The 21,138-nt window shown below is 75.7% G+C and carries 22 protein-coding genes; 14 read left to right on the top strand and 8 right to left on the bottom strand.

All coding sequences use genetic code 11. From position 1 onward, the window contains the following. The first annotated feature begins 21 nt into the window (after window positions 1-21). Window positions 22-432: a VOC family protein gene (locus Q3W71_RS25555; RefSeq protein WP_302921999.1), complete on the top strand. Its 411-nt coding sequence runs from the start codon at window positions 22-24 to the stop codon at window positions 430-432. A gap of 4 nt (window positions 433-436) precedes the next feature. Further along, entirely contained in the window at window positions 437-1,009 is a 573-nt protein-coding gene (locus tag Q3W71_RS25550) for a YdeI family protein (protein ID WP_302921998.1), read from the top strand. A gap of 46 nt (window positions 1,010-1,055) precedes the next feature. On the opposite strand, the gene Q3W71_RS25545 is transcribed toward Q3W71_RS25550, so the two are convergent. The 4 genes from Q3W71_RS25545 to shbA all read right to left on the bottom strand — a co-directional run bounded on the left by Q3W71_RS25545 (window position 1,056) and on the right by shbA (window position 4,753). Further along, on the bottom strand, window positions 1,056-1,640 hold the full coding sequence (locus Q3W71_RS25545; protein ID WP_302921997.1) for a hypothetical protein: 585 nt from the start codon (window positions 1,638-1,640) through the stop codon (window positions 1,056-1,058). Between the two features lie 300 nt (window positions 1,641-1,940). After that, window positions 1,941-3,194, bottom strand: coding sequence for a hypothetical protein (locus Q3W71_RS25540; protein ID WP_302921996.1), 1,254 nt, complete (start codon window positions 3,192-3,194; stop codon window positions 1,941-1,943). A gap of 177 nt (window positions 3,195-3,371) precedes the next feature. After that, entirely contained in the window at window positions 3,372-4,175 is an 804-nt protein-coding gene (locus Q3W71_RS25535; protein ID WP_302921995.1) for an anti-sigma-D factor RsdA, read from the bottom strand. After that, a complete protein-coding gene (shbA, locus tag Q3W71_RS25530; protein ID WP_302921994.1) occupies window positions 4,172-4,753 on the bottom strand; it encodes an RNA polymerase sigma factor ShbA in 582 nt (193 codons plus the stop codon). The genes Q3W71_RS25535 and shbA overlap by 4 nt, the downstream gene beginning before the upstream one ends. Before the next feature lie 178 nt (window positions 4,754-4,931). Between shbA and Q3W71_RS25525 the strand changes: the two genes are divergently transcribed. The 11 genes from Q3W71_RS25525 (at window position 4,932) to Q3W71_RS25475 (ending at window position 16,124) form a co-directional block, all read left to right on the top strand. Then, window positions 4,932-5,933: an ABC transporter ATP-binding protein gene (locus Q3W71_RS25525; RefSeq protein WP_302921993.1), complete on the top strand. Its 1,002-nt coding sequence runs from the start codon at window positions 4,932-4,934 to the stop codon at window positions 5,931-5,933. Window positions 5,934-6,000: 67 nt separating this feature from the next. Continuing rightward, a complete protein-coding gene (locus tag Q3W71_RS25520; RefSeq protein WP_302921992.1) occupies window positions 6,001-6,771 on the top strand; it encodes an ABC transporter permease in 771 nt (256 codons plus the stop codon). A 1-nt stretch (window position 6,772) separates the two neighbouring features. Beyond that, complete coding sequence (locus Q3W71_RS25515; protein WP_302921991.1) at window positions 6,773-7,576, top strand: ABC transporter permease; 804 nt, start codon at window positions 6,773-6,775, stop codon at window positions 7,574-7,576. Window positions 7,577-7,578: 2 nt separating this feature from the next. Beyond that, window positions 7,579-8,856: an MCE family protein gene (locus Q3W71_RS25510; protein ID WP_302921990.1), complete on the top strand. Its 1,278-nt coding sequence runs from the start codon at window positions 7,579-7,581 to the stop codon at window positions 8,854-8,856. Next, a complete protein-coding gene (locus Q3W71_RS25505) occupies window positions 8,853-9,881 on the top strand; it encodes an MCE family protein (RefSeq protein ID WP_302921989.1) in 1,029 nt (342 codons plus the stop codon). Before Q3W71_RS25510 ends, Q3W71_RS25505 begins: the two co-directional genes overlap by 4 nt. Beyond that, window positions 9,878-10,858 (top strand): MCE family protein, encoded by a 981-nt coding sequence (locus Q3W71_RS25500; protein WP_302921988.1) that lies wholly within the window; start codon window positions 9,878-9,880, stop codon window positions 10,856-10,858. Before Q3W71_RS25505 ends, Q3W71_RS25500 begins: the two co-directional genes overlap by 4 nt. Continuing rightward, window positions 10,858-12,102, top strand: a complete 1,245-nt coding sequence (locus Q3W71_RS25495; protein ID WP_302921987.1) for an MCE family protein — start codon at window positions 10,858-10,860, stop codon at window positions 12,100-12,102. The genes Q3W71_RS25500 and Q3W71_RS25495 overlap by 1 nt, the downstream gene beginning before the upstream one ends. Further along, window positions 12,099-13,505, top strand: a complete 1,407-nt coding sequence (locus tag Q3W71_RS25490; RefSeq protein ID WP_302921986.1) for an MCE family protein — start codon at window positions 12,099-12,101, stop codon at window positions 13,503-13,505. Before Q3W71_RS25495 ends, Q3W71_RS25490 begins: the two co-directional genes overlap by 4 nt. Next, window positions 13,502-14,743 (top strand): MCE family protein, encoded by a 1,242-nt coding sequence (locus Q3W71_RS25485; protein ID WP_302921985.1) that lies wholly within the window; start codon window positions 13,502-13,504, stop codon window positions 14,741-14,743. Before Q3W71_RS25490 ends, Q3W71_RS25485 begins: the two co-directional genes overlap by 4 nt. Next, window positions 14,740-15,564, top strand: a complete 825-nt coding sequence (locus tag Q3W71_RS25480) for a hypothetical protein (RefSeq protein WP_302921984.1) — start codon at window positions 14,740-14,742, stop codon at window positions 15,562-15,564. The genes Q3W71_RS25485 and Q3W71_RS25480 overlap by 4 nt, the downstream gene beginning before the upstream one ends. Before the next feature lie 29 nt (window positions 15,565-15,593). After that, window positions 15,594-16,124 carry a hypothetical protein gene (locus Q3W71_RS25475; protein ID WP_302921983.1) on the top strand — a complete coding sequence of 177 codons (531 nt, stop codon included), beginning with the start codon at window positions 15,594-15,596 and terminating at the stop codon, window positions 16,122-16,124. 183 nt (window positions 16,125-16,307) lie between these two features. On the opposite strand, the gene Q3W71_RS25470 is transcribed toward Q3W71_RS25475, so the two are convergent. Together Q3W71_RS25470 and Q3W71_RS25465 are read right to left on the bottom strand one after the other, a co-directional pair. Then, window positions 16,308-17,945, bottom strand: a complete 1,638-nt coding sequence (locus Q3W71_RS25470; RefSeq protein ID WP_302921982.1) for a hypothetical protein — start codon at window positions 17,943-17,945, stop codon at window positions 16,308-16,310. Window positions 17,946-18,050: 105 nt separating this feature from the next. Further along, on the bottom strand, window positions 18,051-18,923 hold the full coding sequence (locus Q3W71_RS25465) for an alpha/beta fold hydrolase (RefSeq protein ID WP_302921981.1): 873 nt from the start codon (window positions 18,921-18,923) through the stop codon (window positions 18,051-18,053). A 141-nt stretch (window positions 18,924-19,064) separates the two neighbouring features. On the opposite strand from Q3W71_RS25465, the gene Q3W71_RS25460 reads away from it, so the two are divergent. Continuing rightward, the gene (locus Q3W71_RS25460) at window positions 19,065-19,328 is read left to right on the top strand and encodes a hypothetical protein (protein ID WP_302921980.1); all 264 of its coding nucleotides are present in this window, start codon (window positions 19,065-19,067) and stop codon (window positions 19,326-19,328) included. Between the two features lie 105 nt (window positions 19,329-19,433). Here Q3W71_RS25460 and dinB read toward each other — a convergent pair whose 3' ends face one another. Together dinB and Q3W71_RS25450 are read right to left on the bottom strand one after the other, a co-directional pair. Next, window positions 19,434-20,621, bottom strand: coding sequence for a DNA polymerase IV (gene dinB / locus Q3W71_RS25455; protein WP_302921979.1), 1,188 nt, complete (start codon window positions 20,619-20,621; stop codon window positions 19,434-19,436). Between the two features lie 123 nt (window positions 20,622-20,744). Then, on the bottom strand, window positions 20,745-21,116 hold the full coding sequence (locus Q3W71_RS25450; protein WP_302921978.1) for a hypothetical protein: 372 nt from the start codon (window positions 21,114-21,116) through the stop codon (window positions 20,745-20,747). Window positions 21,117-21,138 lie beyond the last annotated feature (22 nt).

Here is a 21,138-nt window from a genome sequence, read left to right as displayed (position 1 = left end):
ACACCTCCTAGCGTGAGGGGCATGACGGAGACACCGAAACTGCGGGGCATGGCCAACGTCAGCTACTGGGCCGCGGACTGGCCGGCGGCGAAGGCCCGGTACAGCGAACTGATCGGCTTCGAGCCGTACTTCCTGCGTGACGGCTACGCCGAATGGCGACTCGGCGACCACCAGGACGAACTCGGCCTGATCGACAGCCGCTACCGGCCGCCGGGTGCGGCCGCCGGTCCGGGCGGCGTCGTCCTCTACTGGCACGTCGACGACGTGCCCGGCATGGTCGCGCGGCTGCTCGCGATGGGCGCCACCGAGCACGAGCCGCCGCGGGACCGGGGCGCGGGCTTCGTCACCGCCACCGTGGTCGACCCGTTCGGCAACCTGCTCGGCGTGATGTACAACCCGCACTACGTCGAGATCGTCGACGGGAGGGAGTGAGCCCGTGGACGACGCCGACATCCTCCGCTGCGCCGATGTCGACGAGTGGGACCGGTGGCTCGCCGCGCACGGCACCAGCCGGTCCGCCGTCTGGCTGGCCATCGCCCGCAAGGGCAGCGGCGCGGGCACCATGACCGCCACCGAGGCCGGCGACGTGGCCATCTGCCACGGCTGGATCGACAGCCACCGCCGCCGCCTGGACGACACGCACTTCCTCCAGCGCTACTCGCCGCGCCGGCCCGGCAGTCCCTGGTCCCGGGTCAACGTCGAACGGGTCGCCGCGCTCGAGGCCGCCGGGCGGATGCGCCCCGCCGGCCGGGCCCAGGTCGCGGCGGCGCGGGCCGACGGTCGCTGGGCGGCGGCGTACGCGCCGCAGCGCAGCGCCGCCGTACCCGACGACCTGGCCGCGGCGCTGGCGGCGAACGACCGCGCCCGCGCGGCCTACCGGGCGCTCGGCCGCAGCGACCGGTACGCGGTGTTCCTGCCGCTGCTCAAGGCGCGCACCCCGGCGGCCCGGGCCGGGGCGCTGCGGCGGGCCCTCGCCGGCCTGGAGGCCGCGGGCGGGCCGGCGCGGTGAGCGCCGGTCGGCCGCCGGTGGGCCCGCCCGGACCCACCGGCGGCCGTCACGGCCGGTGCCACATCGGGTACGCCGTGGTGCCGTCGGGCAGCGTGAACGATCCGTGCGCGACGTAACCGTGCCGGGCGTACAGGTCCCGCTCGGCGAGCGTCGTCGCCTCCGTGTACGAGGGCAGCAGGCTGGCGTCCATCCGGGCGTGACTGCCGGCGAGCAGCGTGCCGGACCGGTCGCCGCGACGTGGCTCGGGTGCGACCGCGAAGAACGCCAGGTGGTTGTGCGGGCCGGTGGGCCGCCGGTCGGCGAGGACCTCGTCGAGGAGCAGGAACCGGTCCAGGTAGTCGCCGCAGGCGACGGCGAGCCGCTCGCCGTAGCCGGGCGGCGGCGGGATCGGGCCGTACCGGTGGAACCAGACGGCGGCGGCGGAGCGGTCGCTGGCCAGGTACGCCTCGCCGAAGAGCAGCGCGTGCTCGGTCCAGATCCGGGTGACGGCGGCCAGCACCCGACGTCGGCGGTGGACGTCGGGCACGAGCCAGGCGCCGGTGTCGGTGCGGGCCAGTGCGCCGGCAACCAGGTCGACGATGTCGGCGATGTCGCACCAGCGGGCGCGGGCGACCGGCAGGGTCTTCTTCACGAGCTCTCCTTCCCAGGTGCGCGGGTGGCTGAGCCCGCGCGACGGAGTTGCGGTGGAGCAGGTCTTTCGTGGCCGCGGGAGTCGGGTGTCGGCACCCGGTTCGTGGCGGTGTGGCCGACCGGGCGCATCGTGCGCCGGGCCGGTGGGTGGGCCGACCGGACCGATCCGCAAGGCCCGTCGAGCGCCCACCCCGTGCGTCCTGTGCCGCGGTCGGGCGGCGACGACGGGGTGCGGAGCGGGGCCGGCAGGAGTGCCGGTCGCCCGGTCAGCGCCCTCGGGTGCTGCCCGACCGGGTGGCCGTCAGGCCGGTCTGGTCTCCGGTCGGCTCGTCCGGTGGGTCAGCTCGTCGCTGCGGGCCGGGTGACCGTCCTGCGGCCAGAGCTGCGGTTGCCAGGCCCAGGGCAGGGGGCCCTCGGCGGCGCCGGACCAGGCGCCCGCGCTGGCCGTGCCGGCCGTGTTGCCGCAGCCGGCGGGCGCCTCGCGGTGGGCGCGGCCCGGATCGCCGGCCGGCGGACGGTGGCGACCCGCCGCGGCGTCGTCGCTGGCCGGCTGGTCGGCACCGGACGGCCGGGAGGTCGCGGCGGGCCACCACGCGCCGGTGTCGACCGGCGCCGGGGGTGCGGTTTGGGTGGTCCTGGTCGGCGCGGTGGCGGCCGGTGCGGGTGCGGTCGCCGGGGACCGGACGCCGGTGACGCTCTGGGGTGGGGTCGGGGGACCGGTCGGCCCGCCGACGCCGGGCTGGGCCACGTCGAGTACCGGGGCGAGCGCGTCCACCACCGGCTCGGCCACGTCCAGCACCGGTTCGAGGGCTCCGACCACCGGCTCCGCCAGGTCGAGCGCCGGAGCGAGCGCCGCCACGACCGGCTTGGCCGGGCGGAGCGCCGGTGCCAGCGCCTCCAGGACCGGTCGGGTCGGGCCGAGCGCCGGTGCCAGCGCCTCCAGGATCGGCTTGGCCGGGCCGAGCGCCGGCGCCAGGGCCCGCACGATCGGCTTGGCCGGGCCGAGCACCGGAGCCAGCGCGTCCCCTACCGGCGTCCCGGGGGCGGGTGCCACCTCCGGCCGGGCCGGCGGGCGGAGGGCGCTCGCCGGTCTGCCCGGAGCTGCCCTGGCCGGCGTCCGCTCACCCGGCCGGGCGCCCTCCCGACGCGCGCCGGGGGCGTTCGGGTCGTCGGCCGACGGCACGGCCCGGGCCGGCCCGGCCGCCCGGCCGGGCGCCGGTGCGTCCGCCGGCGATGCGCCCGTTACCGACCGCTGCCCAGTCGGGGGCGGGGCCGCCGACCCGGCGGGCGCGGGTGGCTGGGCGGTGCCGGGGTGCGGCCTACCCTCGGCTGCCTCCTGACCGCCCGGCGCGGCGGTCGCGGCGCCGGGCAGCGGGGCGCCGAGGATCGTCCCCACCCCGTCGAGCAGCTCGCCGAGCGGACACGGCTCGCTGGGACCGGCGGCGTACGCGGCCTCGTCGACGACCGCGTCGTACGCGCTCCAGGCGCCGAGGGCGCCCGCGATCAGCAGCAGCCCACGCAGCACCGTCCGAGCCAGCCGGCCGCGACGCCGCACCACGCGCACCTCCGGGAGTCCTGTCAGGGCTGCTCCTGATTGTGCCGAACGGTGAGCGGACGGACACGGTCCGACACCCGACAAATCGACATCAGCCGAAGGAGTGCCGGCCGCGGGTGCCGGCGCCGAACCGTGGGCCGTGGACCGGGCCGGACGTGGCCGCCGGGCCGAGCGTGCTCAGCCCAGCGGGTTGCCGGTGGGTAGCGGCAGCCCGGGCAGCGACGGGAGCAGCGGCGGCAGGCCCTCGCTGGGCAGCAGGGTGGGCAGTGACGGCAACGGCAGGACGCGGGGCGGATCCGGCTCCCCGGCGGCCGGCGGCGACGCGGGTGGCGGCGAGCCCACCGGGCCGGGCGCGGCCGGTGGGGCGGACCCGCCATCGGTGGGTGCGGGCGCCGGAGCGGCCGTGGCGGGGGCGGGTGGCGGCGTCAGCGCGGCCAGCAGCTCGCGGTGCAGGGCGTCGAGTTCCGCGCGCAGCCGGGTGGCCAGCGCCCGGTCGTCGACCCCGGCGAGGTCGTCCCGCGCCTGCTCGACGAGCTGCGCGGCCTCGGCCAGCCGACCGGCCGACAGTGCGACCCGAGCCCGGTCGATGGTGTCCTCGACGGTGCGTACCTGCGCCTGCTGGGGGTGCAGCACCTTGGTCAGCGACCAGAGTGGGCTGCTCGGCCCGGCGGTGCGGCTGGCGACGCCGAGCGCTGTCGCGATGGCCACCAGGACGACCACGGCCGCCGCGAGGCGCAGCACGCGCTGCCCGAACGCCGCCGGCCGGGACGCGGGCGCCGCTGGCGGCGGCTGCACGGCGGGCCGCAGGACCGGCTCGTCGTCGGCGTTGTCGAGGTCGGCCCGCCAGGCGGCGAGCATCGCGGCGACGTCGTCGCCGGCCGGCGCCGGCTCGCCCCGGCCGAGCGCGTCGAGCAGCTGGTCGTCCCGGGCGATGGTCGCCAGGTCCAGCTCGTCGCCCCCCTGGGGCCGCTGCTCGGTCATGCCGCCACCTCGTCCAGTGTGTCGCCTGCCAGGGTACGGAGGCGGGCCAGGGCGCGGGACTGGGCCACCCGAACGGCGGCGGCGGACATGCCCACGATCGCCCCGACCTCCTCGGCGGTGAGACCGACCGCCACCCGGAGCAGGACGATCTCCCGCTGCGCGTCCGGCAGGCGGTCCAGCAGCACCGACAGGCGGCGGGCGAGGTCGCTGGCGACGGCCTGCTGCTCCGGCCCGGGCTCCGCGTCCGGGGTGTCGAGCGGGGCGTCGGCGGCCGCGGTGACCGCGGCGGCCCGCGCCGCGGCGCGCTGCGCGTCGGCCACCTTGTGCCCGGCGATGGCATAGACGAACGCGGAGAACGGAGCGCCCTGGTCGCGGTAGCGGGGCAGCGCGCGCAGGACGGCGAGGCAGATCTCCTGCGCCACGTCGTCCGCCGTGGTGTACGCCCCGCCGATCCGCCCCAACCGGGCCCGGCAGTACCGCACCAGCCCCGGGCGCACGTCGGTGAGCAGGGCCGCCATGGCCCTGGAGTCGCCCTCTGCGGCCCGCCGGATGAGTTCGGGCTCGATCGTTGTGGTCATCGCGTCGCGGAGCACCTTCGTTACCGGCCGGTTAACGCGCACGCTATCGAGCCGACCGGCATTTGCCTAGCTCACCGCGAGTAGCTCGGCCGTACCGAAAAGAAATTGCGAGAAATCTGTTACACCGCGCCGCGCCGCAGCGATGTCCGAAGTAGCAGCACCGAGGAGAGGGGACCGCGTGGGCGTCGAGGTGGCCGTGCAGGGGCTGACCAAGTCCTTCGGCGGGCAGCCGGTCTGGTCGGACGTCAGCCTCACGCTGCCGGCCGGCGAGATCTCGGTGCTGCTGGGCCCGTCCGGCACCGGGAAGTCGGTCTTCCTCAAGACCCTGGTCGGGCTGCTCCGGCCCGACCGCGGCGACATCTGGATCTCCGGCCACAACCTGCCCCGGCTCTCCGAGCGCGCCCTGTACGAGGTCCGCAAGCTGTTCGGCGTGCTGTTCCAGGACGGCGCCCTGTTCGGCTCGATGACCATCTACGACAACGTGGCCTTCCCGCTGCGCGAGCACACCCGCAAGAGCGAGGCGCAGATCCGGGCGGTGGTCGGCGAGAAGCTGGAGATGGTCGGCCTGACCGGCGCCGAGCGGAAGCTGCCCGGGGAGATCTCCGGCGGGATGCGCAAGCGCGCCGGGCTGGCCCGGGCGCTCGTCCTCGACCCGCAGATCGTCCTCTTCGACGAGCCGGACTCCGGCCTCGACCCGGTGCGCACCGCGTACCTTAACCAGTTGATCATCGACCTCAACCAGCGCACCGAGGCGACGTTCCTGATCGTCACCCACGACATCAACACCGCCCGGACCGTGCCGGACAACATCGGGCTGATCTACCACGGGCACCTGGCCATGTTCGGGCCGCGGGAGATGTTGCTGTCCAGCACCGAGCCGGTGGTCCGGCAGTTCCTCAACGCCCAGCGGATCGGGCCGATCGGGATGGCCGAGGAGAAGGACGCCGAGGAGCTGCGGGCCGAGGCCCAAGCCGGCGTGGAGCTGCCGCCCCTGCCGCCCATCCCGACCCAGTTGCAGCCCTCCGATGGCCGGCCCCGACGGGCCGAGCGCCCACCCGGCGCGTGGTGCCGCGAGCACGGCGTGACCCCGCCGCCGGGCTCCTTCACGGACCGGCTGACCGCCGACCGCCCGACCGTCGAAATCCCGGTCGGCGCCCGGGACGGGGAGGCGGCCGAATGAGCGACCGGATCACCAGGCTCGGCGCGAGGGTGCCCCGGTGCGGCCCGGAGCGCGGCGGAGTCCCGGCATGAGCGCCCCACTGACCGCCGTCCGCCGCTCCGGCGACTTCTTCGGCTTCTGCCTCGACACCCTGCGGGCGCTGCCCCGCCGGCCGGTGCAGCTGCGCGAGTTCGTCCAGCAGGCCTGGTTCATCAGCTCGGTGTCGATCCTGCCGGCCGCGCTCGTCGCGATCCCGTTCGGCGCGGTCATCGCGCTGCAACTCGGCTCGCTGGTGCGCCAGCTCGGCGCGCAGTCGTTCACCGGCGCCGCGTCGGTGCTCGCCGTGGTGCGCGAGGCCGGGCCGATCGTCACCGCGCTGGTCATCGCCGGCGCCGGTGGCTCGGCGATCTGCGCCGACCTCGGCTCCCGCAAGATCCGCGAGGAACTGGACGCGATGCGGGTGCTGGGCATCGACCCGATCCACCGGCTCGTGGTGCCCCGGGTGCTGGCGGCGATGCTGGTCGCCGTCCTGCTCAACGGCCTGGTCAGCGTGGTCGGGGTGACCGGCGGCTACCTGTTCAACGTGGTCATGCAGGGCGGCACGCCGGGCGCGTACCTGGCCAGCTTCCAGGCCCTCGGGCAACTGCCCGACCTGCTGGTGGGCGAGGTCAAGGCGCTGCTGTTCGGCGCCACCGCGGCCCTGGTCGCGTCCTACCAGGGGATGAACGCGCGGGGCGGCCCGAAGGGGGTCGGCGACGCGGTCAACCAGAGCGTCGTGTTCACCTTCATGCTGCTGTTCGCGCTGAACTTCCTCGTCACGGCCGTGTACTTCCAGGTCGTACCGCAGAAGGGAAGCTGACGTGCCGGTGCTGCGACAGCTCGACGACCTGGGCGGACAGCTCGCCTTCTACCTGCGGGCCTTCGGCTGGGCGCCGCGCACCGTGCGCCGCTACCGGCGCGAGGTGGTACGGCTGCTCGCCGAGGTCAGCTTCGGCACCGGCGCCCTCGCGGTGCTCGGCGGCACCGTCGGCGTCATCTGCTTCCTCACCTTCTTCACCGGCACCGAGGTGGGCCTGCAGGGCTACCAGGCGCTCAACCAGATCGGCAGCAGCGCCTTCACCGGCTTCATCTCGGCGTACTTCAACACCCGGGAGATCTCCCCGCTGGTGGCGGCGCTCGCGCTGTCGGCCACCGTGGGGTGCGGCTTCACCGCCCAGCTCGGCGCCATGCGGATCTCCGAGGAGGTCGACGCGCTCGAGGTGATGGGCGTGCCGTCGCTGCCGTTCCTGGTCACCACCCGCATGATCGCCGGCTTCATCGCGGTGATCCCGCTGTACGTGATCGGGCTGCTCTCCAGCTACCTGGCCACCCGCGCCATCGCCGTCTTCTACTTCGGGCAGTCGGCGGGCACCTACGACTACTACTTCCACCTGTTCCTGCCACCCGGCGACGTGCTCTGGTCCTTCGGCAAGGTGCTGGTGTTCAGCGTGATCGTGGTGCTGGTGCACTGCTGGTACGGCTACACCGCCAGCGGCGGACCGGCCGGCGTCGGTGTGGCGGTCGGCCGGGCCGTGCGGCTGGCCATCGTCGCGGTCAACATCGTCGACTTCTTCCTGTCCCTGGCCATCTGGGGCGCCACCACCACAGTCCGGATCGCGGGGTGAGCATGAGACATCGCATCCTCGGCATCGTCTTCGTCGCCGTCCTGGCCGCCGCGCTGACCGGCTCGGTGCTGCAGTACCGCAAGGCGTTCACCCCGGTCGCCTGGGTCACCCTGCACGCCGACCGCGCCGGCCTGCAACTGGCCGACGGCGCCGACGTCAAGGTGCGCGGCGTGCTGGTCGGCGACGTCCGCTCGGTACGCGGCGACGGCGCCGGCGCCACCCTGCGGCTGGCCCTCGACCCGGCGACCACCGCCCGGATCCCGGCCGACGTGACCGCCCGTCTGCTGCCCAAGACGCTCTTCGGCGAGCGCTACGTCGAGCTCGTCCCGCCACCGGGCAGCACCGCCGGGCCGATCCGCGACGGCGCGGTCATCAGCCAGGACCGCAGCCGCACCGCCGTCGAGCTGGAGCGGGTGCTCGACGAGGCGCTGCCGCTGTTGCAGGCGATCCGCCCCGACCAGCTGGCCGCCACGCTGGGCGCGCTGGCCACCGCGCTGCAGGGCCGCGGCGAGCAGCTCGGCGCGAACCTGGCCCGGCTGGAGGCGTACCTGGCCCGGCTCAACCCGGCCATGCCGGCCATCGCGGCGGACGTGCGTGCCCTGGCCACCGTGCTGGACAGCTACGACGCCGCGCTGCCGGACCTGCTCGCGCTGCTGCGCGACGTCAGCGTCACCGCCCGCACGGTCACCGACCAGCGCACCCAGCTGGCCGCGTTCCTCGCCGAGGCCACCGACGCCGCCGACGTCGCGCACGGGTTCCTCGACCGGCACGGCGACCAGCTCATCCGGCTCGGTGCGGTGAGCCGGCCGGTGCTCGAACTGCTCGCCACCTACGCCCCCGAGTACCCCTGCCTGATGAGCGGCCTGGTGGCCCTGCAACCCCGGGTGGAGGAGGTGTTCGCGGGCGGGCGGATGCGGATCACCCTGGAGGTCACCCGCGACGGCGGCAAGTACGAGCGGGGCCGCGACGAGCCGGTCTACGGCGCCGACGACGGCCCCAAGTGCCACGGCCTGCCCCGCCCGCCCAGCCCGGCGCCGGAGAAGCCGATCGACGACGGCTACGACTACTCCGGCCCGCGCCCCCCGGTCACCCTGCCCGTCGGGCTGCCCACCCCGGCCGCCGCCTCGCCGGCCATGGGCCAGGCCGCCACCGGCCCGGAACGGGCCCTGGTGAAGCCGCTGCTCGGCGCCGTCACCGGCACCCCGCCGGCGGAGGTGCCCGACATCGCGGTGCTGCTGTGGGGGCCGCTGCTGCGCGGAGCGGTGGTGAACGCCCGATGACCGGCACCGTGCGCCCCCTGGTGAAGCTGCTGACCTTCGCCGCGGTGACCCTGCTGCTGACCGCGCTGCTCGCCCAGACCCTGGGCGCCTTCCCGGCCGGCGGCGTCGACTACCGGGCCCGGTTCACCGACGTCACCGGCCTGCTGCCCGGCGACGACGTGCGGATCGCCGGAGTCCGGGTCGGCCGGGTCGGGGCGATCCGGGTCGTCGACGACACCGTGGCCGAGGTGGAGTTCACCCTCACCGAGGACGTCCCCCTGGCCACCGGCGTCCGCGCCGCCATCCGCTACCGCAACCTGGTCGGGCAGCGCTACCTGGCGCTCACCGAAGGGCCGGGGGAGCGCCGGCCGCTGCGGCCGGACGGGCTCATCCCGATCGGGCAGACCACCCCGGCGCTCGACCTGACAGTGCTGTTCAACGGTTTCCGGCCGCTGTTCACCGCGCTGCGCCCGGAGGACGTCAACAAACTCGCCTACGAGATCATCCAGGTGCTCCAGGGCGAGGGCGGCACCGTGGCGAGCCTGCTCAGCCGCACCGCCTCGCTGACCAACACCCTCGCCGACCGGGACGCCGTCATCGGCCGGGTGGTCACCAACCTGAACACGGTGCTGACCACCCTCGCCGAGCGGGACCGCGACCTCGACCGGACGGTCACCCAGCTTCAGGAGTTCGTCTCCGGGCTGGCCGCCGACCGGACCGCCATCGGCGAGGCGCTGGTCAACCTCGGCGACCTCACCGAGGCGACCTCGTCGCTGGTGGGCGAGGCCCGCCCGCCGCTGGCCGCCGACATCCGCGCTCTCGACGAACTCGCCGGCACGCTCAACCGCAACTCCGCGGTCATCGACAGCACGCTCGGCCGGCTGCCGCAGCGCTACGAGTCGCTGACCCGGGTCGCCTCGTACGGCTCCTGGTTCAACTTCTACCTCTGCGACTTCGACGGCCGGGTGTCGGCCGCCGGCCAGACCCTCAACCCCGTCACCTTCAGCGCGCCGGCCGCCCGGTGCGCCACCGGAGGCAGCCGATGAAAGCGTTCCGCGAACGCAACCCCGTGGTCACCGGCGCCGTCGGGTTGACCCTGATCGTCGCCGCGCTGCTCGGCGCCTTCCAGCTCGACCGGATCGCCGCGCTCACCGGCCGGGCCTACCAGGCGGCCTTCACCGACGCCAGCGGCCTCGCCGTCGGCAACGAGGTGCGGGTCGCCGGGGTACGCGTCGGCAAGGTCACCGCCGTCGAACTCGCCAGCGACACCCGGTCGTACGTGCGGGTCCGGTTCCGGGTCGACGACGACGGCGTACGCCTGGGCGACCGGACCGGCGCGACGATCCGGATCAAGACGGTGCTCGGGCAGAAGTACCTGGCCCTGACGCCCGCCGGGGCGGGCCGGCTGCCGGAGGGCGGGCAGATCCCGCTGGACCGCACCGCCGCCCCGTTCGACGTGGTCCAGGCGGTCACCGGGCTCGCCGACACCCTCGACCGGGTCGACACCGACCAGCTCGCCGCCGCCTTCGCCACCCTGTCGGAGACCTTCGCCGACACCCCCGCCAGCGTCGACTCGGCGCTGGGCGGGCTGGCCCGGCTCTCCCGCACCGTCGCCGACCGGGACGCCGAACTGCGTTCGCTGCTGACCCGGGCCCGCGAGGTCACCGACGTGCTGGCCACCCGCGACGAGGAGTTCCGCAAGCTGGTCACCGACGGCGAGGCGTTGCTGGCCGAGGTGAGCCGCCGCCGGGACGCCATCCACAAGCTGCTCGTCGGCACCAACGACCTGGCCACCCAGCTCTCCGGGCTGGTCGCCGACAACCGGACCGAACTCGAACCGGCCCTGCGGGAGCTGCGGGAGGTGATCGCCGTGCTGCAACGCAACCGGGACAACCTGGAACGCAGCATCGCGCGGATGGCGCCGTTCGTCACCGCGTTCGCCAACGTGGTCGGCAACGGCCGCTGGTTCGACTCGTACGTGCACGGCCTGGTGCAGCCGTACGTGCCCACGGGCGGCCGGTGATGGCCGCCCGCCGCTGGCGCCGGCCGGTCGCCGCCGCCACCGTCCTGCTCACCGCACTGGCCGCCGCCGTGGTGGTCACCCGGCACGAGCCGCCCCAGCGGCGGCTGACCGCCCACTTCACCCGCGCCGTCGGCGTACACCCCGGCTCCGACGTCCGGGTCCTCGGCGTCCGGGTCGGCGAGGTGGTGGCGGTGACCCCGCGCGGCCGCACCGTCGAGGTCGCCATGCGCTACGACCCGGGGGTGCGCATCCCGTCCGAGGCGCAGGCACTGATCGTCCCGCCCAGCGTGGTCAGCGACCGGTACGTCCAGCTCACCCCCGCGTACGCCGGCGGCGCCACGCTGGCCGACGGCGCCGACATCCCGCCCAGCCGCACCGCGGCGCCGATGGAGATCGACGACATCTACCGGGCGCTGGACGACTTCAACCGGGCACTGGGCCCGGACGGCGCGAACGCCGACGGCGCCCTGTCCGACCTGGTCGCCACCGGCCGGGCCAACCTGGAGGGCAACGGCGAGCAGCTGCGGGAGACCCTGGACGGGCTGTCCCGGGCGCTGACCACGCTCGCCGACGGCCGGCAGGACCTGTTCGGCTCGGTGGGCAACCTGCAACGGTTCACCACCACCCTGGCCGAGAGCGACCAGCAGGTGCGTGCCTTCCACCGGCAGTTGGCCGACGTGGCCGAACAGCTCTCCGGCGAACGCGACGAGCTCTCCGCCGCGCTGCGCAACCTGGCCGTCGCGCTCGCCGACGTCACCGCCTTCGTGAAGAAGAACCGCCAGCTGCTCACCGCCGACGTCGCCGCGCTCGCCGACATCACCGGAGTGCTGGTCCGCCAGCAGGAGGCGGTCATCGAGATCCTCGACGTGGCGCCGCTGGCGCTGAACAACCTCGCGCTGGCCTACAACCCCCGGTCGGGCACCCTGGACACCCGGGACAACGCCACCGGCCCGTACGACCCGGCCGGCTTCGCCTGCTCGCTGATCGTCGACCAGCTTCCCGCCAGACAGGTCCCGGCCACCTGCCACGCGCTCGCCCAGACGCTGCACGCGCGCGGCCTGCCGATGACCGACCAGCTGCGCAAGCTGCTCAAGCTGCCGCCCGGCGCCCCGACGGCCGGCCCGGTCCCGCCGGGCGAACCTCCGTCCACCCAGCCCGGTGGGCCGGCCCTCGACCTGGCGCCGGGCGGCCCCGTCGACGCGGTGGACCGCACCCTCGGCGGCATCCTGCGAGGCCCGGCATGACCGCCCGGATCCGCCGGCTGCTGGCCGCGGCGCTGGTCGTGGCGCTGCTGCCCGCCGGCTGCGGCCTGCCGGAGCTGACCGACCTGCCGCTGCCCGGCGGGGCGCCGTCCGGACCCGGCTACCGGGTCACCGCCGAGTTCACCGACGTGCTCGACCTGGTGCCGCAGGCGGCCGTCAAGGTCGACGACGTCACCGTGGGCAGCGTCGAGAAGATCTCGCTCGCCGGCTGGACCGCCCGGGTCAGGCTGCGGATCGATCGCGAGGTCGAGCTGCCCGCCAACGCCACCGCCGCGGTCCGGCAGAGCAGCCTGCTCGGCGAGAAGTACGTGGCGGTGACCGCGCCGACCACCGAACCGCGCCGCGGCCGGCTCGCCGACGGCGATGTCATCCCGCTGGCCCGCACCACCCGCGGCGCCGAGGTGGAGGAGGTGCTCGCCGCCCTGGGGCTGCTGCTCAACGGTGGCGGCCTGGCCCAGCTGCGCACCATCAACCAGGAACTCGGCCGGGCGCTCGACGGCCGGGAGCCCGCGGTCCGCGACGCGTTGCGCCAGCTCGACGAGTTCGTCGGCGGGCTGGAGCGGCAGAAGGCGAACATCGTCCGGGCGGTCGAGGCGCTGGACCGGCTGAGCGGGCGGCTGGCCCGGCAGCGGCAGGTCGTCGGCGAGGCCGTCGACGCGCTCGCCCCCGGGATGACCGTGCTGGCCCGCCAGCGCGCCCAGCTGACCAGCGCGCTGACCGCCCTCGGCGAACTCGGCCGGGTCGGCACCCGGGTGGTCGACCGCAGCCGCGACGACACCCTGGCCAGTCTGCGGTCGCTGAAACCGATCCTGGAACAGCTGGTCCGCGCCGGGGACGACCTGCCGAAGTCGCTGGACTTCATGCTGTCGTACCCGTTCCCGCCGAACGTGACCGGCGCGATCGTCGGCGATTTCGTCAACCTCGCCATCACGGCCGACCTGGATGCCGCCTCGATCCTGGCCAACCTGGTGGCCGCCGCGCCCGCGCCCGCCCGGGCGCCGGCCACCGGCGCGCGGGCGGGCGGTGCCGCACCGCCGCCCACGGCCGGCGGGTCGCGCCCCGGATCCCGCCCCGGGGGGACCCTGCCGGACCTGCCGCTGCTGAAGTGCCTGCCCGACCTGACGAAGTTCCCGGCGACCTGGACGCCGCCGAAGGAGTGCCAACTGCCGGAGGGGTGCGTGCTGCTCAAGCCCGGCTCGAAGGTGCCCGTGGGCGGGCTGATCCTGCCCAAGGGGATCGTGCCGCCCGGCACCGCCTTCCCCGCCGGCACCGAACTCCCGGTCGGCACGATCCTCTCCGCCGACTGCATCCTGCCGGTGACCGGCGCGATCACCGGCACGGTCGGCGGCCTGACCGACATCCTCGGCGGGGGGCTGCTGCCATGATCGGACGGACCACGAAACTCCAGGTGATCGCCTTCGTGCTGGTGAGCCTGCTCGGCGTCGGCTACGTCGGGGTGCGCTACGTCGGCCTCGGCGACCGGCTGCTCGGCGGCGGATACGTGGTGCACGTCGACCTCGCCCGCGCCGGCGGCCTGTTCGCCAACGCCCCGGTCACCTACCGCGGGGTGCCCGTCGGCCGGGTCACCGCTGTCCACCTGCGCGACGACGGCGTCCGCGCCGACCTGCGGATCGACCGGGACGTGCGGGTGCCCGCCGAGTTGCGGGCGGTGGTGGCGCACCGGTCCGCCGTCGGCGAGCAGTACCTCGACCTGCGGCCGGACCGCGACGGCGGCCCCTACCTGCGCGACGGCTCGGTGATCCCGGCCGACCGCACCGGTCTGCCGCTCGCCCCCGAGGTGCTGCTGTCCAACCTGGACGCGCTGGTCCGCTCGGTCGGCCCGGAGGACCTGGCCGTGCTGATCACCGAGCTGGGCACCGCGTTCCAGGGCAACGAGGACGCGCTGGCGCGGATCCTCGACGCCGGGGACGCGCTGCTCACCGACGCCACCGCGGCCCTGCCCGAGACCCTCGCCCTGATCCACGACGGTCGCACCGTGCTGACCACCCAGGCCGAGTCGGCGGAGGCGCTGCGGCGCTGGGCGCGCGGGCTGGCCGAGCTGGCCGCCACCGTCCGGGCGGCCGACCCCGACCTGCGGCGCGTCCTCGCCGCCGGTCCGCCCGCCGCCACCGAGACGATCGCACTGCTGCGCGGCCTGGAGCCGACCATCGGCACCCTGCTCGGCAACCTGGTGACCGTCAACGGGATCGCCGCCCGGCGGCTGCCCGGCATCGAGCAACTGCTCGTGGCGTACCCGATCGCCGTGGCCGGCGGCTTCACCGTGACCCCGGGCGACGGCACCGCCCACCTCGGCCTGGTGCTCAACCTCAACAACCCGCCGTCCTGCGTGTACCGGGGCGGCAGCCGGCAGTGCGGCCCGCAGGACCGGGCGGCCGGCGCCGGGGTGCGCGGCGCCCCGAACGCGCCCCGTCCGGGCGGTGCCGACCCGGCGCCCGCCACCGGCGCCCCGCCCGCCGCCAGCGCCGTCGGCTACGACCCGGCCACCGGCCTGGTGCTCGGCTCCGACGGTCGACCTTTGCAGTTCGGCGGGACCGGCGGCCAGTACCGGACGGCCGGCGACCAGTCGTGGAAGCAGTTGCTGCTCGCCGGGGTGACCCCGTGACCGGCAGACCCGAGGAGGAGCCCGTGCAGACCCGCAGGGACCGCACCCTGAAAGTGATCAAGGGCGCCAAGGCCGGCACGCCCGGCCGGCCCACCCAGCGCCGGCTGGTCAACCGCACCGTGCCGCGCCCGGAGCCGTCGATCGAGGCCGTGCTGGAGCGGCTCGACCGGGAGCCGGTGGCGGACCCGGCCGAGGTCGACGAGCTGACGGCGCTGGGCGACCCGGCGCGGGCCGACGACCCACCTGCCGACGCCGACGACGACCCGGCCGGGGCCGACGACGACCCGGCGGCCGACGGGACCGGCGCCGGCGGTGCGGCGGCGGACAAGGCCGCGGCCCGCCGCAGAGTTCTCGTCGGCCTGCTCGTGGTGCTGCTCGCCGCCAGCCTGACCGCTGCCGGGTTCTACGGGCACCGCTGGTACACCGTGCGCGCCGTCGCGGACGCCCGCGAGGCGGCGGTGGCCGCGGCCCGCCAGGCCAGCGTCGACTTCGTCTCGGTCAGCGCGGCCAGCGTCGACCGGGACCTGCAACGGATCGCCGCCGGGGCGACCGGCGAGTTCAAGGACGAGTTCACCCGCGGCCAGTCGCAGGTGCGCGCCGCGGTGGTGGAGAACAAGGTCGACTCGCGGGGGTCGGTGCTGCGCGCCGGCCTGGTCTCCGGCGACCGGGACCGGGCGGTGGTCATCGTGGCCGTCGACGCCACCGTGAAGAACGCCAAGGCGCCCGAGGGTCGGCCGTCGCACTACCGGATCCAGCTGGACATGGTCCGCGACCGGGACTCCGGCGAGTGGCTCGTGTCCCGACTCCAGTTCGTCGGATGACCCCGGCGCGACGTCCCCAGGGAGGACCGATGGGTTTCCTCGCCCGCATCCCGCGGCCACGACTGCGGCCCGCCCGCCCCCGGCGGTGGCGGGTACGGCCGGTGCCGGCGCTGGTCACGGCGATCGTGCTGGCGGCGGGCGTCGCCGTCGCCGGCTGGTACGCCGACCGGGCCGCCGACCGCCGTGACGCCGCCGTCCGCCAGGCGCTCGCCACTGCCCCGGCGGCCGCCAAGGCGATCTTCTCGTACGACTACCGGACCTTCGACGAGAGCGTGGCGAACGCCCGGACCTTCACCACCGGCGCGTTCGCCGACGAGTACGCACAGACCACGGCGACGTTGAAGCAGACCGCCACCAAGCAGCAGGCGGTGGTGCTGGCCGAGGTCACCTCGACCGGCGTGGTCACCGCCACCGCCGACCGGGTGGAACTGCTGGTCTACCTGAACCAGTACCGGCGCAACGTCACCACGGCGGGGGAGAAGGTGGACCAGAACCGGGTGGTGCTCACCCTGGAGCGGGTCGACGGCGACTGGAAGGTCACCCGGGCCACCGCCGTCTGACCGGCCACCGGCCGGGTTCGGCGCCACCGACTCCGGCCCCGGCTCGCCCACCCGCCGGTTCCGGGGCTGCCCGCGCCGGCCCCGCGGGTCCGCCGGTTCCGGGGCTGCCCGGTCCGGTCCGCGTCGGTCCGCCGGCTCCGGGGCTGCACGCGCCGGCCCCGCGCCGGTCCGCCGGTTCCGGGGCTACCGGTCGCCGCCCAGGTCGGCGAGGGCGGCCCGGGCGGCGGCCAGCAGGGCGGGGCGCTGGTCGCCGGCGGTGAGGGCGGCGAAGTAGACGGTGTCGACGGCGCCCGCGAGGGGGTCGGGGTGGACCGCGGCGCGGATCGCCGGGAACGCCATCGCCTGCGCCGAGCAGTTGGGGGTGCCGTCCGGACTGGTGACGGTGGTGGCCGGTACCCGGCCGTCGGCCCACAGGCGCTGCCAGGCCCGGTGGTCGTCGTCGAACGGCGGCGGCAGCGGTTCGCCCCGGTCCAGGGCGGCCAGCGCCGGGACGATCCAGTCGATCTCGGCCAGCCCGGCGAGCGCGTATGCCTGCCGGGTGGCCCACCGGGCCACGGCCCGCTGCACGGCCGGCGCCGCCTCGGCCAGCGCGTCGAGGAGCGCGCGGTCGAGCAGCGCCAACCCGATGGTGTTGGCAGCCACCTCGCGTAGCCGGTCCGACGGCGGCGTGCCGCCCCACCGGCGGGCCTCGTACTCCCGCCGGCGGCGCAGGTCGTCGGCGGCCCGCGCCGCGGCTCTGGCCGCCAGGTCGGCGAGCAACGGCTCCCACGGGTGCGGCGACTCGCCATCGCCCGGACCGCCGCCCAGGCGGTCGAGCAGGTGGTCCCAGACCAGCCCGAGCAGCACGGCGTCCGGCGCGCGGACACCGTGGTGGACGACGGCGAGCTCGGCCCGGCCGTCGCCGGGCGTGACCAGCACGTCGACGCTGCCGCGCCCGGTGTCGGGCACGTCGCTCGACGAACCGGGCCTCGGCGCCCACCGCCAGCTCAGGCGCAGGTGGTCGGCGTCCTGCTCCCGGGGCCCACCCTCCGCCTGGCTCAGCGGGGGCAGGACGCGGAGCCTGATCTCCAGCCCACCGGCGGGCAGCACGAACTCGTCGCCGTCGGTGCGCGCGCCGAGCAGCTCGGCCGGGTGGCGCAGCAGCTCCGTGGCGCGGGACCCGGGAATCGTGCGGTGCCGCCGGACCGCGACCCGGCCGGCCGGCGGGTCGGCGGGCGCCTGACCCACGGCGAGGAGCCGCCGCCGTGCCACCTCCCGTGGGTCGGGGTTGGCCAGGGTGACCAGCCGCACCATCGCCCAGCCGGCGGCCCGTGCCGGCCGCGGTGCCCAGGGGGAGGACCGCAGGCCGTCGCGGCGCACCGTCCGGAAGCCAAGGTCCTCGTTGACCGGCCACACGGTGACCGCGTACCGCTCCGGCGCTCCCGGTGCGGGGGAGCTGTCCTCCGGCCGCCGGTCGCGCGCCTGGACCCGGACCCGGAACAGGCCCGGCGGGCCCGCCGCCACCTGGCGGAACGGGTCCGGGCAGTCGCCCATCAGCCCACACACGCTGACCCGGCCGTCCGGCAGCCATATCGTCGCCTCGGCGGCGGCCTCCCAGTCGTGGTCGTCGTCGGGCGGCGGCGACCCGAGGACGGCGAGCCGCACCCCGACGTGAGCGGTGTGCGGCCCGGTGAGCACGGTGAGCTGACTCCGGCCGGTGAGCTGGAGCAGGTCGTCGCCGACCGTGTAGAGACCGAGGTCGTCGCCGCGCTCGGCGCCGCCGCCGACCTGGAACTGGTGGTACGACACGAACACCGGGGTGAAGCCGTCGCCCGATTCCACGCGTGCCTCCTCGTTCGGTGCGGGCCAGCATCATGGCAGCACCCCCCGACGGTTCGCGGCCCCTTCGGCCAGCCGCTGCCGCGCCCCGACCGGCTGCCCCGGGTCTCAGCCGAGGAACGCCAGCAGGTGCCGGGTCGTCTCGTCGGGCGCCTCCTCGGGGAGGAAGTGCCCGGCCCGCACCGGCCCGCCGGTCACGTCGTCGGCCCACGCCCGCCACACCTTCAGCGGCCGGTACCAGCTCGCGACGGGTCCCGCGTGGCTCCACAGCACCAGCACCGGGCAGCCGATCCGCCGTACGCCCCGGTCGGCCTCGTCCTGCCGGTAGTCGAGGGTGGCGGCGGCCCGGTACTGCTCGCACACGGCGTGGATCCGGTCCGGGTCGCGCAGCTGGCCGACGTACGCGGCCCGGACGTCGGCGGGGAACGCGTCGGCCACCTCGGACAGGTCGTCGAGCATGTGGTCGACGATCGCCTCCGGGGCGCCGGCGACGAGCCGCTCGGGCACCGGCGCCGGGGCGGCGAGGAACGACCAGAGCCAGAACCCGAGGCTGAACTCCCGGTCGGCGCGGCCGAACGCGTCGCCGGTCGGCACGATGTCGAGCACCGCGAGCCGGGTGACGACGTCCGGATGGTCCAGCGCCATCCGGTAGCCGCAGCGACCGCCACGGTCGTGCCCGACGACGGCGAACGTGTCGTACCCGAGCGCCCGCATCACGGCCACCTGCTCGCGGGCCACCGCGCGCATGCCGTACGGGGTGTGGTCGGCGTCGCTGGGCGGGGTGCCGCTGCCGCCGAAGCCACGCAGGTCGGCGGCGACCACTGTGCAGCGCTCGGCCAGGCGGGGCGCCACCCGGTGCCACATCAGGTGGGTCTCGGGCATGCCGTGCAGCAGCAGGACCGGCGGGCCGGCACCACCCCGGCGGAGGTGAACGCTGCTCTCGTCCGTGGCGACGTCCAACTCCTCGAATCCGTCGAACACGCCGGTTCAACGACACAACACCCACGCCGGTGACCCTGAGTCGCGGTTCGAATACCGTCCGTGCCGCCGACCCGGGCGTGACCTGCGGAAAGCGGACCACACCACTACTGCTCCGGTTCCCGGTGCTCTACCGTCGGGCTTGTGACAGTTGAGCAGCATTGGTGGAACGGCGACGCCACCGCGCGTGGCCGTCGGGACGTCTACATCCGCACCGACGGGCAGCGCTGGGAAGTGCAGGCGCAGATCGGCGGTGCCACCGGCCGGTCGCAGGTGCAGACGTGCCCCAGCCGGGCCGCCGCCGTCATCCTCGCCAGCGCCTGGCGAGGTGGCCGGTCGACCTGGCGCGAGGTGCCCTGCCAGAGTGGGCGTGCGGGTAGCCGAGAAGCCGAGTCCGCCGGCCGCTGACGGCGGCCGTCGCCCGCCCGGCCCCGAGCACGTCGCCGACCGCACCGGCTCGCCCGCGTCGCGACACCGTCGCCGACGCTGGTCCGGTGCGGTCGGCGTCTCGGATCAGTCCGGCAGGCGGGGCATCTCCGGCCCGGTCTCCCGGCCGAGCAGCACCGCGCGGGTGAGCGCGGCGGAGCCGAACCGGTCCCGTACCGCGTCGACCGCGGCGTCCAGTTCGGCGCCCGGATCGCGCTCGAACGGCAACGACAACTGCACGTGCCCACCGTCCAGGTTGGCCACCGAGACGCCGAGCAGGGTGATGCCCCGCCGGTCGATCTCGGGCAGGGCCGCGCGCAGCAGTGCGCGGGCGGCGGCGAGCAGCGGCTGGGTGTCCGCGGTCGCCTTCGGCAGGGTGTGGGAACGGGTCGCCCGGGAGTAGTCGGCGAAGCGCAACCGCAACGTCACCGTACGGCCGGTGCGGGTGGCCGCGCGCATCCGCCGGGTCACCCGGTCGACCAGGCCGGCGAGGACGGCGTCCAGGTCGGCCGGGGAGTGCGGCTGGCCGCCGAGCGCGTGCTGCGCCCCCATCGACGCGCGCCGCCGGCCGACCTGTACCGGCCGGGGATCGCGGTTGTGCGCCAGGGCGTGCAGGTGCCGGCCGGCGCCCGCGCCGAGCAGCGAGACCAGGGTCGCCTCGCCGAGCCGGGCGACCTGGCCGACGGTACGGATGCCCCGCTCGCGCAGCTTCGTCGCGGTGACCGGCCCGACGCCCCACAGCCGCTCCACCGGCAGCGGGTGCAGGAAGGCCAGTTCGCCGTCCGGCGGCACCACCAGCAGGCCGTCCGGCTTGGCCACCCCGCTGGCCACCTTGGCGAGGAACTTCGTCCGGGCCACGCCCACCGTGATCGGCAGGCCCACCCGGTGGCGCACCTCGCGCCGCAGCCGCGCGGCGATGTCGGTCGGCGGCCCCACCAGCCGGCGCAGGCCACCCACGTCGAGGAACGCCTCGTCGACGGAGAGCCCCTCGACCAGCGGGGTGGTCTGCCGGAAGATCTCGAACACCGCGCGACTGGCCGCTGTGTACGCCGACATCCGGGGCGCCACCACGATCGCCTCCGGGCACAGCCGGCGGGCCTGCCGGCCGCCCATCGCGCTGCGTACGCCCCGGGCCTTCGCCTCGTAGCTGGCGGCGAGGACGACCCCACCGCCGACGATCACCGGCCGGCCGCGCAGGCGCGGGTCGTCCCGCTGCTCGACCGACGCGTAGAACGCGTCCAGGTCGGCGTGCAGGATGCTGGCCTCGCGCGACACGAACACATGTTCGCACGGCCGCCGCGAATCCGGCACTGACCTGCCCGAACGCGCGTGTTCACCGCCGTGCGGACACCGGGCCGAGCGGTCGCGGAGCAATCCGGCCGCTGCCCGGTGCCGGATTCAGGCGACCCGGGGCGCCGGCACGACCGGCAGCGCGGCGCGGTGCGCCGGGCCGGCGATCTGACCGGTCTGCTCGACCGGATCGGGGGTCGGTGCGGGGACCTCCGCCGCCGCGCGGGCGCCCGGCCCGGCGGCCGGGCCGTCCGGACGCGCCCCGGGCGCCGCGGTCGCGCTGATCTGGGCGAGCAGCGACAGCAGCCGGGGCGCGTCGCCGACGGCCATCCGGAACGATCCCCGGCACACCGTGCCGCTCCACAGGGACAGCACCACGGCGCCCCGCTCGGGGTGGTAGCTGACTCGCATGGTCCGGTCATCGCCCCGCGTGTCGGCGAACAGGTCGCCGAACCCGGGCATCGGCAGCACCTCTCCCATGGCAACCAGAATGCAACAACCG

It is taken from the genome of Micromonospora sp. C28SCA-DRY-2 (assembly GCF_030519475.1).
In the GTDB taxonomy this organism is placed as follows: domain Bacteria; phylum Actinomycetota; class Actinomycetes; order Mycobacteriales; family Micromonosporaceae; genus Micromonospora.
The sequence above is the reverse complement of the archived record's forward strand: the minus strand, read 5'-3'. Positions and strand labels throughout refer to the sequence as shown.